This window comes from Pseudomonas sp. NPDC090233 (assembly GCF_044772285.1).
Lineage (GTDB): Bacteria > Pseudomonadota > Gammaproteobacteria > Pseudomonadales > Pseudomonadaceae > Aquipseudomonas.
Map to the genome: position 1 here is coordinate 681,994 of NZ_JBIVYQ010000001.1, position 14,242 is coordinate 696,235.

A 14,242-nucleotide genomic window follows, 5' to 3' on the forward strand; every position below is an offset into this window, starting at 1 on the left:
AATCCGCTCCTACAGGTACAGCGCCGTGCCTGTAGGAGCGGATTCATCCGCGAAGCGGGCAACACAGTATTCAGCGCTCGCGCATGAAGAACCCGGCGACAAACTTGCGAAACGTCTCCAGGCTCTTGAAGTCGGCATACCGCTTGAAATTCTCGGCATCCGGCTCCGGCCCCACCGGTTGTTCCAGCAACGACACCGACAGCACCCGGTCCTGGTCCGATGTCAGCACCAGCTCATCCATCACCTGACCACCGATCACCGGCCTGCGCATCTGCACTTTCACGCCCTTGCTGGCCATCCAGTCGATCAACGAGACCAGGGCCTTGAGCGGTTCGCGCTCTTCATCGCGGTAAACGGGAAACAGGTGCGAACGTGACAACACCGGCACGCTGGCCACATGGATCAGCTCATAAAAGTGGCTGCCGGCCGTGGTCGGCGAATACAGGACCAGTGCCAGCAGCGGACCGGAAGTCCGGCTTCCGCCCCAGTAAAGATGATGCCCCTGAAAGTCGAAGCCCTCCTCACTGCGGTTGTTGAACAGCTTGCGGCCCTTGATCTGATCAACGCAGTCCAACAGCAAGCCGTGGCGGCGGTGGCTACCGAACACCGTGGCCTCGCGCAAACGTGCCTTGAGCATCATCATGTGCTTCATGTCCAGCCGGGTTTCCAGGTAGTTGCTGGCCGGGACACGCTCCAGCAGCGGGTAACGGCTGGCAACGCTGCGCAGTTCGGCGAACTGGCTGGTGAGGTCTTTTTTCAAGTGCGTGGCGTAGAGGTTCAGGCCACTGGTTTCGATCCAGGTCAGCAGCAGCGACAGCAGTCGCTGCTGATCGCGGCGCTCACTGCCATCACCGGTGCCGCCAGTGCCGTCGCTGGCCTTGCGAAAGTCCCCGAGCAAGCGCAGCGCAGTGTCGGGCGCCAGCCAGGCAGCAGGTGGGGCAGGGTCTTCCTCACGCTCGGCGGCTTCGCGCTCATCCTTGGTGAACGGGCAACCCGGCGCATGCTCGGCGGTGCCGGGATTGTTCTTGAGAAACAGTGTGCCGGTGCTGCCATTGAGTGTGACGTTGAGCACCGGCAGGGCATCCTTGCGGCAGTCGCAGGCCAGCCACTGGTTGGCGCTGCGCACCTTCATCAGCAACTGGTTGGCCTGCAGCAGGCGTGGGCCGACCAGGCTGCCGTTGGCGAATGCCTGCAGCAGTTCCTCTTCGGCCGGGGTCAGGCTGCGCACCTGCGCGGCGGTTTTGTCGATGATTCGCATTGAGCAGCTCCAAGCTACGAGCCACAAGCTTCAAGCAAAGCCGCGCCGCTTTCAATGTGTCGCTCAGCTGCCACCGAACATTTTGGCCGCACGGGCGCGAATTTCTTCGGGGCTGAGGTCCTCTTTGTGGGTGGAGACGAACCACATGTTGCCGAACGGGTCTTTCAGCGTGCCGCTGCGGTCGCCGTAGAACTGGTCCTTCACCTCATGTAATTGAGTGGCGCCAGCGGCGATGGCCTGGGCGTACACCTTGTCGCAGTCCTCGACATACAGGTGCAAGCCAACCGCTGCACCGTTCAGCTTCTGCGCAGCGGTCAGGCCGCCTTCCATGTCGCAAGGGTCGGCGAGCATCAACGACGAGTCGCCGATTCTCAATTCGGCATGGCCGACCCGACCGTCCGGTCCTTCGAGGCGGAACATTTCGATAGCACCGAAGGCTTGCTTGTAAAACTCGATGGCCTTGTCGGCATTCTGCATGGCCAGATACGGCGTGATGCTGTGCTGGCCTTCTGGGATGGGTTTGGCTGCCATGTTCGAATCTCCTTTGACGTGGATGCAAAGGGGCTCGATCGGGCCCCTGTTGCCTAGAGTCGTTTAGCAAAGGAGAAGATCGACATGTCTGCTAGATCGATTGGCGATCAGAAGATGTAATCGGTGGTCAGGAAACTCGACTGGCGATTACGAATGATCTCGCTGATCAGCTCTTTGTTGGCTTCCTGGAACCGCGTCGCCACCAGGGTGCGTATGGAGAACACGCGCAGGGCGTCATGCACCGACAGCGTACCTTCGGCGCTGTTCTTGCGGCCATTGAACGGGTAGGTATCCGGACCGCGCTGGCACTGGGCGTTGAGGTTGATGCGGCCGACCTGGTTGGCGAAGATGTCGACCAGGCTGCCGATGGTCTGCGGATCGTTGCCGAACAGGCTCAGTTGCTGGCCGTAGTCGGAATCGAGCACGTAGTCGATTACGGTCTGCAGGTCGCGGTACGGCACCACCGGCACCACGGGGCCGAACTGTTCCTCGTGGTACACGCGCATGTCGCAGCTGACGGGGTAGAGCAGGGCGGGGTAGAAGAATGAGCCACGGCTCTGGCCGCCACCTTCGTTGAGCACGCGTGCGCCCTTGGCTGTGGCATCGGCCACCAGGCCGTCGAGATAGTCGACCTTGCCCTGTTCCGGCAGCGGCGTCAGCGCTACGCCCGGCTCCCACGGCATGCCCGGTTTCAGCGCTGCGAGCTTGCGCTTGAACTTGTCGAGGAACGGCTCGACCACGTCCTCATGGACGAAGAGGATCTTCAGCGCGGTGCAACGCTGGCCGTTGAACGACAGTGCACCGGTTACCGCCTCTTCGACGGCGTTGTCCAGGTCGACCTGGGGCAGCACGATGCCAGGATTCTTGGCGTCCAGCCCCAGCGCGGCGCGCAGGCGGTGTGGGCGAGGGTGCAGTTTCTTAAGGTCGCTGGCGGCCTTGTGCGTGCCGATGAAGGCGAACACATCGACCTTGCCGCTCGCCATCAGGGCGCTGACCGTCTCACGGCCCCGGCCATAAATAACGTTGATCACCCCCGCCGGGAAGCTGTCGCGGAAGGCTTCGAGCAGCGGGCGGATCAGCAGCACGCCAAACTTGGCGGGCTTGAACACCACGGTGTTGCCCATGATCAGCGCCGGGATCAGCGTGGTGAAGGTTTCGTTGAGCGGGTAGTTGTAAGGCCCCATGCACAGCGCTACGCCCAATGGCGCGCGGCGGATCTGGCCAAGTGTGCCTTGCTCCAGTTCGAAACGGCTGGAGCGGCGGTCGAGGTCCTTCAGCGCGTTGATGGTATCGACGATGTAGTCGCAGGTGCGGTCGAACTCCTTTTCCGAGTCCTTGAGGTTCTTGCCGATTTCCCACATCAATAGCTTGACCACGGCCTGGCGCTGCTCGCGCATACGCGCCAGGAAGGTTTCGACATGCTGGATGCGTTCTGCAACGCGCATGTTCGGCCACACGCCGCGGCCCTTGTCATAGGCCTGCACCGCAGCATCCAGGGCGGTCAAGGCGGTCTCGGCATCCAGCAGCGGGGCACTGCCGAGAATGACTTGCTGCTCGCTGCCGGCTTCCTTGAGCCACACCGGGCTGCGCACCGTGGCCAGCGGGCCGTCCCAGCGTCGCAGTTCACCATTCACCAGGTAATCACGCTGCTCAAGGGGTTCACCCAGGCGCCAGGCCTCGGGGATGTTCTCAGCGGCAGGAAACAGCGAATCGAGCAAACGGTCCATGGGTACTGCACCTCACGTATTGGGCTAGGTGAAACGCTTCAGCTACGAGCATGCACCTGCCTGAAGAAAAACACCAGTCTGGCTCAACATTGCCGAAGCTGCGCCGATACAGAAGCAACCGAGTGCGTCCGCAGGCTTATGATCCCGTCCAATTCCCCGTATTCCGAAGAGCAGAAGCCGGCCACCGGCACCCTTCGCCAGACCCTCCAGCGCTTGCTGCCGGTGGCATTCGCCGCAGCCGGCATCGGCTTGTCGGTGGCGCTTGGGCACCTGGACGCGCAACGTCAGCAAGCGCATCAGGCGGCGAGCCTGTTCGCCTCGCCGTTGTTCTGGTTTGCGCTGATCAGTACCGGCCTGATCAGCTTGTTCGTGGCCCAGATCAACCGCAAACAGCGCCAGTTGGCGCAGCGCAACCGCGAGCTGCAGCGCTCGCAAGCGCAGCTCGAACGCCTGGCGCACTATGACACCATCACCGGTTTGCCCAACCGTGTGCTGTTTCAGCAGCAGTTGGCCGAGTCGACCAGCAAAGGCCACGGGCTAGCAGTGCTGATGTTGGATATCGACGGCTTCAAGCAGGTCAATGACAGCCTGGGGCACGCCATGGGCGATTTGCTGTTGCAGCAGGCTACCGCGCGCTTCTTGCAGGAACTGGACGCTGCGGACCGCTTGTGTCGCCTGAGCGGTGACGAATTCGTCTTCATGCTGCAGGGCACCCAGGGCCAGATCAATCATCAGGTGCGCCACCTTCTACGCTGCCTGCAGCGGCCTTTCGACCTCAACGGCAATGCCGCACTGGTTACCGGCAGCATCGGCCTGGCCTGGTGCCCGCAACATGGCGAAGACGTTGGCAGCCTGCTGCGCCACGCCGACACCGCGATGTATGCCGCCAAGGAGGGCGGGCGCAACACCTGGCGGCCCTATCATCCCGACATGACTGCACGCCTTCATCAGCGTCTGGAGCTTGAGCGTAATCTGCGCCGGGCCCTGCAGAACAATGAGTTCGAGTTGTGGTACCAACCCAAGGTCGACTTGTTCAGCGGCCACCTGGAGGGCGTCGAGGCGCTGCTGCGCTGGCGCGATCCCGAGCATGGCCTGGTCTCGCCGGGCGAGTTCATCCCGCTGGCGGAGCGCACCGGAATGATCATCCCGTTGGGCGAGCGGGTGCTGGAACTGGCCTGCGCACAACTGGCGGCCTGGCGGGCCGATAATTGTCTGCCGGGCCCGTTGGCCATCAACGTCGCGGCCTTGCAAATCGAGCGCAGCGACTATGTGTCGAGCCTGGCCGTGGCACTTGAGCGGCACGACCTGTCGCCAAGCCTGCTGGAGGTAGAAATCACCGAAAGCCTGCTCATGGAAAGCCAGCAACAGGCCTGCGCCGCGTTGGCACAGTTGCAGGCCATGGGCGTGGCGACAGCTGTCGACGACTTTGGAACCGGGTATTCATCACTGGCCTACCTGCGCGCCCTGCCGATCGATCACCTGAAGATCGACCGCGCGTTCATCAAGGACCTGCCTGATGACGACGACGCCGTGGCCATCGCCCGGGCGATTATCGACCTCGGCCACGCGCTGGGTTATCGGATCACGGCTGAAGGGATCGAAACCCAGGCGCAGTACGATTTCCTGCGCAATGCAGGCTGCGATCAAGGGCAGGGCTACCTGATGGGGCGGCCGATGCCGGCACCTGAACTGGCGCGCTGGCTGGCCAGCCAACCGGCCCGGGCCAAGGCTGGCGGCAACGTCGAGAGCTAGTCACTTCTCGATAGATGCCAGCCGTGCTGTTGCGTGGTAATTACACATTCTTTGGCGCCATGAAATAGAAGGGCGTGATATCAATTGGCCGCTTGCCAATTCGCGCCCTTGCATCTTAAATTGTTACTGAATATTTGAGTGCCAAATTAGCAAGTTATTTATACATATCAATGCGTTAAGTGGGTTGTCTGCGCTTTACCGATACTCTTTCCGATCAAGCCAATGGGCAACATCCAAGGACGTCGAAGAAGACATGAAACAGCACCTGGCAGCGATAGCCCGAAAATTCATCTCCCCCTCCATGCGCTACGAACTGCGAAACGTTTCAAACGTGTTACGCGACGGGCTGGGGCGCGCCTGTTTCTGGCGGTGGGAAGTCGCCAGGTTCAAGCTGCAACAGGAAAGCCCCTACGAGATTCTGTACATCGGCAGAAAGCAGCAGCGGGAAATGGCCAAGCTGCTGATTGGCGGCAAAGGGCAGCAGCCAGGCACGGAAGCTGAGGCAGAAGCAGGGGGCAGCACTGTGAACCGGGTAGTGGTCAGTGAACTGCCCACTCCGGGAACGCTGTCCGTTCCTCATTACCTGAGCGCGGTGGTGCCATTGGGGCGCTCGCTGGACGACATTACCGCGCGCTACGACAGTGAACTGCGCCGCAGTATCCGCAAGAACCGTCCGTTGTACGAAATGCGGCAGACGCTATCGGATGACGAAATCGCCATGGCCGACCGCGACCTGCTACGCCCCTACGCCACGGCCAGGCAGGGCATCCACGCTGCGCAATTTCCGACTGAAGATGTCTTCCGCCTGGCAAAAGGGGTAGGGCGACTGGATCTGATCACCCTTAACGGCGAGGTGGTCGCCTGTCACCTAGGTTGCGAAATCACCCGCGCGGGCAAGCGCTATTGGAGCACGCTGCGTTTCGGCTACTGCGAAGCGGTGTTCTCCGACGCCAAGAAGTTGCGTGAAGTGAACTCGATCACCACCTTCATGGCGCTGGAGTGGGCATTGGCCAATGGCTACGACTATTACGACATTGGCTTGTGCCTGGCGCGCCCCGATGACGGGTTGCTGAAGTGGAAGCGGCGGCGGGGGGGCGACGTCGATTCGCTCGGTAACCACGCCTATATGTTCATCCGCTTGCCCAGAGCAGGGGTTGCACAGTTCCTCTGGGACACCCCGCTGTTTGCGGTGGAAGGCAACAAGTTGACACTGCACCTCGGTTTGCCGGAAGGCTCCAGCGATGAAGAACTTGCCACTCGTTATCACGAGATGGTGTTTGGCGGCCTGCACAAGATTTACCTGTACGGCGCCAAAAGTTCGGGTGAGTTGTTTTTGGAAAACTTACGAGAGCGGTATGCCAGCTTGAAATCCCCGCCCACGATGGAACGGGTGTTGTCCAGTTAAGTAACAGTCATTTGCCATGTTATTGACAGTGTCTTTAATGGGGGCCTTCCAATGGGAAGCGATATCTCCAAGTTCAGCGCATCATTGATCGCCAACGAGCATACCTGGACGCTGGCCGCCTATAGAAACATGCTTAGAAAGCGGCTCCTGCGTAAAGCAGATATCGATATAAAAAGCCTTGCGGTTAAAACCTGGGATATCGCTCCCGGTGAACAGACTCTTTCTCCCCCAGCCTTCTTCCTGCCCGGTCAACTGGAGCGGGTCACCGGCTGGGAGGCCAAGCGCTTCTATCCCTACGTGCACCCTGCGCGCACCATGGAGGGCGGCATCAGCGCGCAACAGGGGCCCACGCGCGGCTACCTGATCAAGGATGTGTGGATGGTCGACGGGGCGCTCTACAAGGGCAATGCCAGCCACTGGCTGTCGTTGAAACCCAGTCGATTTCCACGGGTCAAGGTGGAATATGAAATCGAACGAGGGGCCGCCTATTGCACGCAAAATGGCAACACCTGGTTCGGCACCTGGTTGATGGAGGATTGCCCGACTTATGCGTTGGCCTGCAACGAGGGCGTCCCGGTAACGACAGCACCATCCGCCCGCTATCCGCTGTTTACCCAAGGGCCGGCTTATGAAGATTGGTTAGGGATGCAACCGTTACGGGTGCGCAGCGCTTATTTCAAGGAACTGGTGTTGTTCGATGATGTGAGTAACAACCGCAGCCGCCACCAGCGCTATCGGGGCATGGGCGACAAGTTGCTGTCGCATGTGGAGCACAGCGAGCACCCGGGTGTGTTCATCCTGCGTGGCGGTGATGGCGACCTGCGTCTGATGCGTAATGAATTGGAGGTTGCCGAGCACCTGCGCCAGCAGCGCGGCTTCCGCGTAATCAACCCCTTGAAGTGCGATGTGCCGACCATCGTTGCGGCTTGCGCAGGGGCAAGGACGGTCATTGGAGTGGAGGGCAGCCAACTGGTCCACGGCGTCAACGTGCTGCGCTCTGGGGGCGCTGTGCTGGCCCTGCAGCCACCGAATCGCTTCGTCAGCTATTACAAATACCTGACCGACCGCGATCACCAGCATTTCGGCTTTGTCGTGGGCATGCCGGAGGGTGATGGCTTCACCATGGACATCGAGGAAGTCGAACGTACCCTTGATCTTTTCCCGTCATAAGCGTGACGCGAAGCGCAATGATTCTCAGCTTTTCTCGCCGATGTAACACTTTCCTGCTGCTGTGCACCCTCGTTATGTATAAAAACGCGGGGGTGCACCGCGTTAAGTGAAAATAATATTTGTCAGTAATATCAGGCCTTTGCAGGGTTATCTTAAGGGTAATGCGACCCCACATTTTCTGCATGTCGAGATATTGACGAGAAGGGCACGGGTCGATTGATATTTATTATGGTGCCGGATCGTTGACGTAATGGCACCGTGCCCATAAGCTCCAATCAACAGCGATGCATTCTTCCGCCCCAAACCTTTTTTCACACTTTCCTCTTCGTAGGAGGGGACCATGCGCTCGACACTGTTCATCAAATCGATTTTCCTGTTGGTGCTGTTGAGTGGTGCGGCGCGTGCGGCTGATTCTTATATGAGTCAGACCAACATTGTTCCATTGGCGACTGCCGGTTGGTTGTTTGCATTTGCAGTTATCGGCTTTGTCGCAGTGGCCAACAGAAAGAAAATCTAGCTTTCTGGCGGGGGCCAATAAAAGTTTGATCGTATTTACCGTTCTGCCAGTGATTTGACGCTTAATAAGGGATATTTGCGTCGAAGGGGGCGCAGTCGCTTGTCAATTTTCCAGCTATTGCTATATTCCAGTGGCTGGCGCCAAGGCTCAAATTGACCGTGACAGGCGAAGCGGCATCGCGGTAAAGGCCTCCAGGATGCTCGAGGCCAGCGCAGCAGGTGTAAGGGCTGCGAAGCGGAGCGAGAGGTTTAGTGTTGTTCTCATTCAGTGCTCTTGAACCTGGGCCGCAAGGCCGGAGGGACCCCTCATGGCGCGTTTGCTGATTTCCATCCTCTGCGTACTCGTAGCGTGGTCCGGTGCTAGTGTCGCCGACTCTTCCAGTCCTTCGTACCTGCTCAGCCCCGGCGACCGGGTACTGATCTCGGTCTGGCAGGAAGACACCCTTCGCCAGGAAACCACCGTCCTGCCTGACGGCAGCATTACTTTCCCCTTGGCAGGCCGCGTCGATGTAGCCGGTCTCGATACCACGACAGCCGCCGACAAGGTCGCCAGCAAACTCAAGAATTTCCTCACCGAGCCCAACGTCAGTGTCGTGGTGCTGGCGCCGACCGGCAATATCGTCTACGTGCAAGGCAAGGTCATCAAACCCGGCCCGGTCCCCATGGCAGGCCCTACGGCGGTGCTTCAGGCGCTGAGCATGTCGGGTGGAATGGACAAATTCGCCGACGAAAGTGCCATCAAAGTGATCCGCGGACAAAAGGTCATGCCGGTGCGCTACAAGGATCTGGTTTCTGGGCGCGACATGTCCACCAACTTCCAACTTCAGGCTGGCGATACGCTGGTCGTACCTTGACCCATCCAATAAATAAGAATTCCTAGTGCCTATTTTTCGACCAACACATGTTGCGACGGCGATCATGATGATGCCGTTCGCGGGGGTGGTTCACGCCGCCATTTGGCAGTCTTCAGTCGTGGTGCCCACGTCTGTCGAGTACGACAGTAACCCATTGCTCCTGACGTCCGAGGAGAAAGGTGTGACGCGTACCATCATTGCGCCCGACTACACCCTCACCGGTCAGTTCGACCGCGACCAGTTGCGCTTCGGCCTGGGCATGAACTTGTTGCGCTCATCCGACCGCTCGATCGTCGATGACCGCGAAGACCCCAAGGTAAGCCTGGGCTGGCAGCGTGAGACCGAGACCGGTGGCTTTGGCCTGCTGGCCCGCTACGAAGAAAGCTCAACGCTGTCCGGCGCCGTGCAGGACACCGGTGTGGTCACCACCGACGGCACCCAGAAGATGACCACGCTGGAGGGCAACTGGACCAGCGCGGTCACCGAGCGCAGCACCTTGGCGAACGTTCTCACTTACTCGCATGCGCGCTATGACATCGATTCGCTGACCGGCTATGACGAGCTGTTCAACAAATCGACCTGGACCTACGCCTGGAACGAGCGAACCGACGTCATTACCGGTTTCAACGCCAGGCGCTACGAGCCGCAGGACGACACCACCGCAGTGGCCTCCAACAGCTACAGCCCGAACATTGGCGTGCGTTACCGGTTCTCCGAGCGCTTTGAAGGCGAGGCGCACATTGGCGTCAACAAGACCACCGGCTCTGGCGGTGGGCGTCGCGGTGAAGGCGGCATGTCGCTGTTCTACCGTGGCGTGCGTGCCGATGCCACGTTGAGCGCCGAGCGCAGCACCGTCGCCAGTGCCGAGGGCGGTTTTGCCGAACTCGACATGGTTCGCGGTAGCTGGAGCTACCTGGTCACCGAAGTCGACCGTGTCGGCGTCGATGCCTCCTGGCAGGACAGCAAAGGTGTGTCACCGAATACCTTGCAGACCTATGGCGTCTGGGCCAGCCGCGCATTCTCGCCGGCCTGGGACCTGCGACTTTCTCTGATGTACAAGCAGCGCCAGCAAGATGGCTTGCCCGATGCTGAAGCGACCATTGCTGGATTGACACTGACGTACCGATACCCCGACATCTGACTCTCGCACGGGTGGCCACCATGAAATCCGAGTACGAGCTTTCCCTCAAAGATTACATCGCCATCATCAAGGACCGCGCCTTGTTGCTGGGGGTGAGCATCGTGGTCGTGATTGCCGCAACGGTGGGGGTCGCCGTCACGGTGCCACCCTTGTATCAGTCGACCGGGACCATTCTGGTGGAGTCGCAGCAGATTTCCCCGGAGCTGGTGTCGGCCAACAACAACAGCTTTGCCGATGAACGCATCGAGGTCATCCGCCAGCGCGTGATGACCCGCGAGAACCTGCTGAAGATCATCGACAAGTACAACCTGTTCGCCGACAAGGGCCGGCAGTTCAGCGAAACCGACAAGATCGACCAGATGCGTAATGCGATCGTCGTGGCCACCCTCAGCACCTATGTAAAAGGGCGCGGCGAAGCGACAGTGGCGTTCACGGTTTCCTATGAAGACAAGCGCGCCGAAGTCGCCAAGGAAGTGGCCGACGAACTGGTGACGCTGTTCCTCAACGAAAACATGAAACAGCGCACCGAGCGTGCCACCGAAACCACCGAATTCCTCACCCAGGAAGCGAACAAGCTGGGCGCCGAACTGGCCGACCTGGAAAACAAACTGGCGGATTTCAAACAGGCGCATGCCAATGCCTTGCCGGAGAACCAGCAACTGCGCATGAGCATGTTGTCGCGCTCGGAGCTGGAATTCCGCGAAGTCGACCGTGACTACAAGTCTGCCCAGGAAGAGCTGCGCTACCTCGAACTGGAACTGTCGGCCGCCAATGCCGGTGTGTCCAGCCCGGCCGCTGGCGGCAGGCCAGCATCGGCGGATCAGCCGCAAGATCTGGCCAGTCTCAAAGCCGAGTACGCCCGGCTGTTGACCAAGTACACCCCGGCGCACCCCGATGTGGTGGCGGTAAAACGCAAGATCGACCTGCTCCAGGCGTCGGGCGAGAAGGGCATCGCTGCTGCTGCGGCCATGAACCTCGATGCCGCCCGGGTGCGTACCAAGATGGCGGCAGCCCAGTCGCGCATTGCCTCGCTGGCCGAACAGAAACGCCAGCTGACCACCAAGATGGAAGGCTATGAGGCCGACATCCTCGAAGCCCCGCAAGTCGAGCGCGGCCTGGTCACCCTGATGCGCGACCACGACAACGCCCGCAAGAAGTACGAAGAAATCCGCAACAAGGAAATGGGCGCCAAGATCACCGAAAGCCTGGAGCAGGAAAACAAGGCTGAACGCTTCGTGCTGCTCGAACCGCCGCTGATGCCGGAAAAGCCCGTCAAACCCAACCGCAAGAAAATCGTCGCCCTGGGCCTGGTGCTGGCACCGGCCATTGGCGGCGGCCTGGTGATGTTGCTGGAAATGCTCAACCAGCGCGTACGCGGCGTGGGTGCGCTGGAAAGCGTGCTGGGCAAACGCGTGTTGGTGGCGGTGCCCTACATCACCACCCAGGCGGATGTCGCCAGGCGCCGCAAGTGGCGCACCTGGCTGGTGATCGCCGGGTTGGTACTGGTTGCTATGCTGATGGTGGTCGTCCACGTGTTCTACATGCCACTGGACCTCCTGCTGTTTAAAGCTATGGCTCGGTTTGAATAGGGAAGCGCAGCGATGGACAGAATTACGCCGGCTATTGGAAAGAACATTCACCAGGTTTCTCCCACCCCTGCCGAAACCCCAAAGGCCCCGCTGATGGCGGACAAGCCCGAAGCCCTGGGGCAGTTCGATTACGTGCAGACCAAGGTCGTGCCGCTGAGCGCCGAGCACCTGGAACGCAATCGGATCGTTTCCTACAACAAGAACTCCAACATGAGCGGCGCCATCGACCTGCTGCGCACGCAAGTGCTGCAGACGATGGAAGAAAACGGCTGGCGTACGCTGGCCATCACCTCGCCAACTCCCGAAGCGGGCAAGACCGTGCTGGCGGTGAACCTGGCCATGAGCATCGCCCACCACACCACCAAGACCGCTTTGCTGGTCGACTTCGACTTGCGTCGGCCGAGGGTTGGCAGCAGTCTCGGCTTGCCGATGGGCAAAGCCCTCAACGAACTGCTCAAGGGCGAAGCGTGGCTGGAAGAGGTGATGGTCAACCCGACCTTGCCGCGCTTTGTCGTGCTGCCGACGCGTGAGCCTGTCCCCATGTCCACCGAGGTGCTGTCATCGCCCAAGGTCAGCAGCCTGATCAACGATCTGCGTGATCGGTATGATTCACGCATCTGCATTTTTGACTTGCCGCCGCTGTTGAGTTCCGACGATGCGCTGACGGTGTTGCCGAAGTTTGATTGTGTGTTGTTGGTGGTGGCCAATGGGATGAACAGCAAGAAGGATATTGAGGATTGCTTGCACCATTTGGCGACGGCGAATTTGATTGGGGCGGTGTTGAACAAGGCGGATGAAAAACCGCGGGCGTATTACTGAGATTTTAGTTAATAGCCCAACAGCCCGATGGGGAGTTTAGATTTTGTACGCAAAGTTGGGGCACCCATCATTGTGGGAGCCACTGTCATTTCAAAATCTAAAAGCTGACGCGATCCCTGTGGAGCAACTGTCTTGTTCAAAATTTAAAAAGCTGCGCGATCCCTGTGGGAGCGGGCTTGTCCCGCGAACACGGGCGAAGCCCGTGCCATCCTCGCGGGCAAGCCTGCTCGCCGCCCCATAAAACTGTCGTACAAAGCCGAGCCAGCACACAGATTTCAAGATCGGCCTTTCCTGGCTTCCAAGCCTGTCTCGCTTGCCCAAAAGACCCTGTGAAACAGGCATTTATGGGGTGCTGATTGCCGACCTGTCGCCACTGCCCACCCTCGTTTATCGATGAACACTGCCGCGAGATCCGCTGGCAATCAAGCTGGCACCGCAGGCTGTTTTCATCCCATCGAGAGCGACGGGAGTGCCGTTGACGCGGTAGGTGTCACTGCCTTCAATGATTGGGAATTCTCCTTTGCAGAGTGGGCAGAAAACCATGTTGCCTTTGCCTGCCATGGGTTTACCGTTGAGGTTGGTGTGTGGGATGGAGTTTATTACCGTGCCGCCATGGTCGGTTGTATCTCCTAGACGTATTACTTCTTTCATGATGAGATCTTAGCTCCTGTCGATTGGGTTGTGCTGGGGGAGGGTTGAGGTGATGCGGCAATTTATGATCCGCCTCCATGATGCTTGGCGGGCGAGCAGGTTGTTCGCCGGAATCCGACTTTTTGAATTGCTTTTAAGGCATAAAGGTCGCGTGGAGGTCTTTATAAAAATCCCAGTGAATACTCCTGTTGGTATTTACATCAAGAAAGACAGTGTTGGGGAGTCGAGTTCTTCAGAAAACGCACTCCATTGCTTGAGTGTGGTCCTCAGTGCTGGAAATCCATTCTCTAGGTTGATTATTATGACAGGGTCGGTTTCCTTTATCCCTATAAGAACACTCTTACGGTAAACCATAGTCTCATTGTGTTTATTAATTGTTCCGCGTGATGTGGATTTCTATCGTTCAGTGACAAGTTTTCGTTTTGCAGAACAGGCAACTATGGGGTCGGAATCTTTACAAAGTTTTTCTAAAATATCATTTGGTACCTTTGGGTTGTACGCGATTCGATCTCTTATGTTAGGGTCTGGGTCATTAGCGAGCCGTTCAAATACTGTCCTGTTTAGTTTTCGTTTGGTCGCTATTTTTAGACGAACATTCATATCATCGCTTTTTGAAAGCAGCTCTATCACTTGATCTGGAATAGTCTTGTTGGCGGCGACGCAACGGCTTAAGACCGGGTAGATTTCAAGTATTTCAATCCATAGTTCAGTTGTGGCGGACACGTGCGCAAATGAAGTGTTTTCGTCATCTTCGCACAGTAGCCAAAAATCTTTCGGGGTCTTGAGCATTTGTACCGCCTCGTTGTTCATCTGGGCTGTCTTGACTCTC

13 protein-coding genes are annotated in these 14,242 nt (G+C 58.8%); 8 read left to right on the forward strand and 5 right to left on the reverse strand.

The window, feature by feature from the left end; genetic code table 11:
- Window positions 1–70: 70 nt before the first annotated feature.
- The 3 genes from ACIQUF_RS03330 to ACIQUF_RS03340 form a co-directional block, all read right to left on the reverse strand.
- Window positions 71–1,258, reverse strand: coding sequence for a hypothetical protein (locus ACIQUF_RS03330; RefSeq protein WP_403128393.1), 1,188 nt, complete (start codon window positions 1,256–1,258; stop codon window positions 71–73).
- 63 nt (window positions 1,259–1,321) lie between these two features.
- Window positions 1,322–1,789, reverse strand: a complete 468-nt coding sequence (locus ACIQUF_RS03335) for a VOC family protein (protein WP_403128396.1) — start codon at window positions 1,787–1,789, stop codon at window positions 1,322–1,324.
- 107 nt (window positions 1,790–1,896) lie between these two features.
- Complete coding sequence (locus ACIQUF_RS03340; RefSeq protein WP_403128399.1) at window positions 1,897–3,516, reverse strand: NADP-dependent glyceraldehyde-3-phosphate dehydrogenase; 1,620 nt, start codon at window positions 3,514–3,516, stop codon at window positions 1,897–1,899.
- A gap of 138 nt (window positions 3,517–3,654) precedes the next feature.
- On the opposite strand from ACIQUF_RS03340, the gene ACIQUF_RS03345 reads away from it, so the two are divergent.
- The 8 genes from ACIQUF_RS03345 to ACIQUF_RS03380 all read left to right on the forward strand — a co-directional run bounded on the left by ACIQUF_RS03345 (window position 3,655) and on the right by ACIQUF_RS03380 (window position 12,762).
- Window positions 3,655–5,268, forward strand: coding sequence for a putative bifunctional diguanylate cyclase/phosphodiesterase (locus ACIQUF_RS03345; protein ID WP_403128402.1), 1,614 nt, complete (start codon window positions 3,655–3,657; stop codon window positions 5,266–5,268).
- Between the two features lie 253 nt (window positions 5,269–5,521).
- Complete coding sequence (locus ACIQUF_RS03350) at window positions 5,522–6,673, forward strand: hypothetical protein (protein WP_403128404.1); 1,152 nt, start codon at window positions 5,522–5,524, stop codon at window positions 6,671–6,673.
- 51 nt (window positions 6,674–6,724) lie between these two features.
- Window positions 6,725–7,843: a glycosyltransferase family 61 protein gene (locus ACIQUF_RS03355; protein ID WP_403128407.1), complete on the forward strand. Its 1,119-nt coding sequence runs from the start codon at window positions 6,725–6,727 to the stop codon at window positions 7,841–7,843.
- 340 nt (window positions 7,844–8,183) lie between these two features.
- Window positions 8,184–8,360, forward strand: coding sequence for an EPS-associated small membrane protein EppA (gene eppA / locus ACIQUF_RS03360; RefSeq protein WP_167060926.1), 177 nt, complete (start codon window positions 8,184–8,186; stop codon window positions 8,358–8,360).
- A 307-nt stretch (window positions 8,361–8,667) separates the two neighbouring features.
- Window positions 8,668–9,213, forward strand: a complete 546-nt coding sequence (locus ACIQUF_RS03365; protein ID WP_400801941.1) for a polysaccharide biosynthesis/export family protein — start codon at window positions 8,668–8,670, stop codon at window positions 9,211–9,213.
- 70 nt (window positions 9,214–9,283) lie between these two features.
- The gene (locus tag ACIQUF_RS03370) at window positions 9,284–10,354 is read left to right on the forward strand and encodes a hypothetical protein (protein WP_403128883.1); all 1,071 of its coding nucleotides are present in this window, start codon (window positions 9,284–9,286) and stop codon (window positions 10,352–10,354) included.
- Between the two features lie 20 nt (window positions 10,355–10,374).
- Window positions 10,375–11,943, forward strand: coding sequence for a GumC family protein (locus ACIQUF_RS03375; protein ID WP_403128409.1), 1,569 nt, complete (start codon window positions 10,375–10,377; stop codon window positions 11,941–11,943).
- A gap of 12 nt (window positions 11,944–11,955) precedes the next feature.
- A complete protein-coding gene (locus ACIQUF_RS03380) occupies window positions 11,956–12,762 on the forward strand; it encodes a CpsD/CapB family tyrosine-protein kinase (RefSeq protein WP_403128411.1) in 807 nt (268 codons plus the stop codon).
- A gap of 387 nt (window positions 12,763–13,149) precedes the next feature.
- Here the strand turns inward: ACIQUF_RS03380 and ACIQUF_RS03385 are convergent, their stop codons facing one another.
- Both ACIQUF_RS03385 and ACIQUF_RS03390 read right to left on the reverse strand, forming a co-directional pair.
- Entirely contained in the window at window positions 13,150–13,413 is a 264-nt protein-coding gene (locus tag ACIQUF_RS03385) for a PAAR domain-containing protein (RefSeq protein WP_403128414.1), read from the reverse strand.
- A 396-nt stretch (window positions 13,414–13,809) separates the two neighbouring features.
- Window positions 13,810–14,223, reverse strand: coding sequence for a hypothetical protein (locus ACIQUF_RS03390; protein ID WP_403128416.1), 414 nt, complete (start codon window positions 14,221–14,223; stop codon window positions 13,810–13,812).
- Window positions 14,224–14,242: the final 19 nt, after the last annotated feature.

What these genes read in the sequence shown, in the direction of transcription:
- ACIQUF_RS03385 (WP_403128414.1), bottom strand. Translation starts at nt 13,413, where the DNA reads ATGAAAGAAGTAATACGTCTAGGAGATACAACCGACCATGGCGGCACG.
- ACIQUF_RS03330 (WP_403128393.1), bottom strand. Translation starts at nt 1,258, where the DNA reads ATGCGAATCATCGACAAAACCGCCGCGCAGGTGCGCAGCCTGACCCCG.
- ACIQUF_RS03355 (WP_403128407.1), top strand. Translation starts at nt 6,725, where the DNA reads ATGGGAAGCGATATCTCCAAGTTCAGCGCATCATTGATCGCCAACGAG.
- ACIQUF_RS03340 (WP_403128399.1), bottom strand. Translation starts at nt 3,516, where the DNA reads ATGGACCGTTTGCTCGATTCGCTGTTTCCTGCCGCTGAGAACATCCCC.
- ACIQUF_RS03335 (WP_403128396.1), bottom strand. Translation starts at nt 1,789, where the DNA reads ATGGCAGCCAAACCCATCCCAGAAGGCCAGCACAGCATCACGCCGTAT.
- ACIQUF_RS03380 (WP_403128411.1), top strand. Translation starts at nt 11,956, where the DNA reads ATGGACAGAATTACGCCGGCTATTGGAAAGAACATTCACCAGGTTTCT.
- ACIQUF_RS03370 (WP_403128883.1), top strand. Translation starts at nt 9,284, where the DNA reads ATGCCGTTCGCGGGGGTGGTTCACGCCGCCATTTGGCAGTCTTCAGTC.
- ACIQUF_RS03350 (WP_403128404.1), top strand. Translation starts at nt 5,522, where the DNA reads ATGAAACAGCACCTGGCAGCGATAGCCCGAAAATTCATCTCCCCCTCC.
- eppA (WP_167060926.1), top strand. Translation starts at nt 8,184, where the DNA reads ATGCGCTCGACACTGTTCATCAAATCGATTTTCCTGTTGGTGCTGTTG.
- ACIQUF_RS03365 (WP_400801941.1), top strand. Translation starts at nt 8,668, where the DNA reads ATGGCGCGTTTGCTGATTTCCATCCTCTGCGTACTCGTAGCGTGGTCC.
- ACIQUF_RS03390 (WP_403128416.1), bottom strand. Translation starts at nt 14,223, where the DNA reads ATGAACAACGAGGCGGTACAAATGCTCAAGACCCCGAAAGATTTTTGG.
- ACIQUF_RS03375 (WP_403128409.1), top strand. Translation starts at nt 10,375, where the DNA reads ATGAAATCCGAGTACGAGCTTTCCCTCAAAGATTACATCGCCATCATC.
- ACIQUF_RS03345 (WP_403128402.1), top strand. Translation starts at nt 3,655, where the DNA reads ATGATCCCGTCCAATTCCCCGTATTCCGAAGAGCAGAAGCCGGCCACC.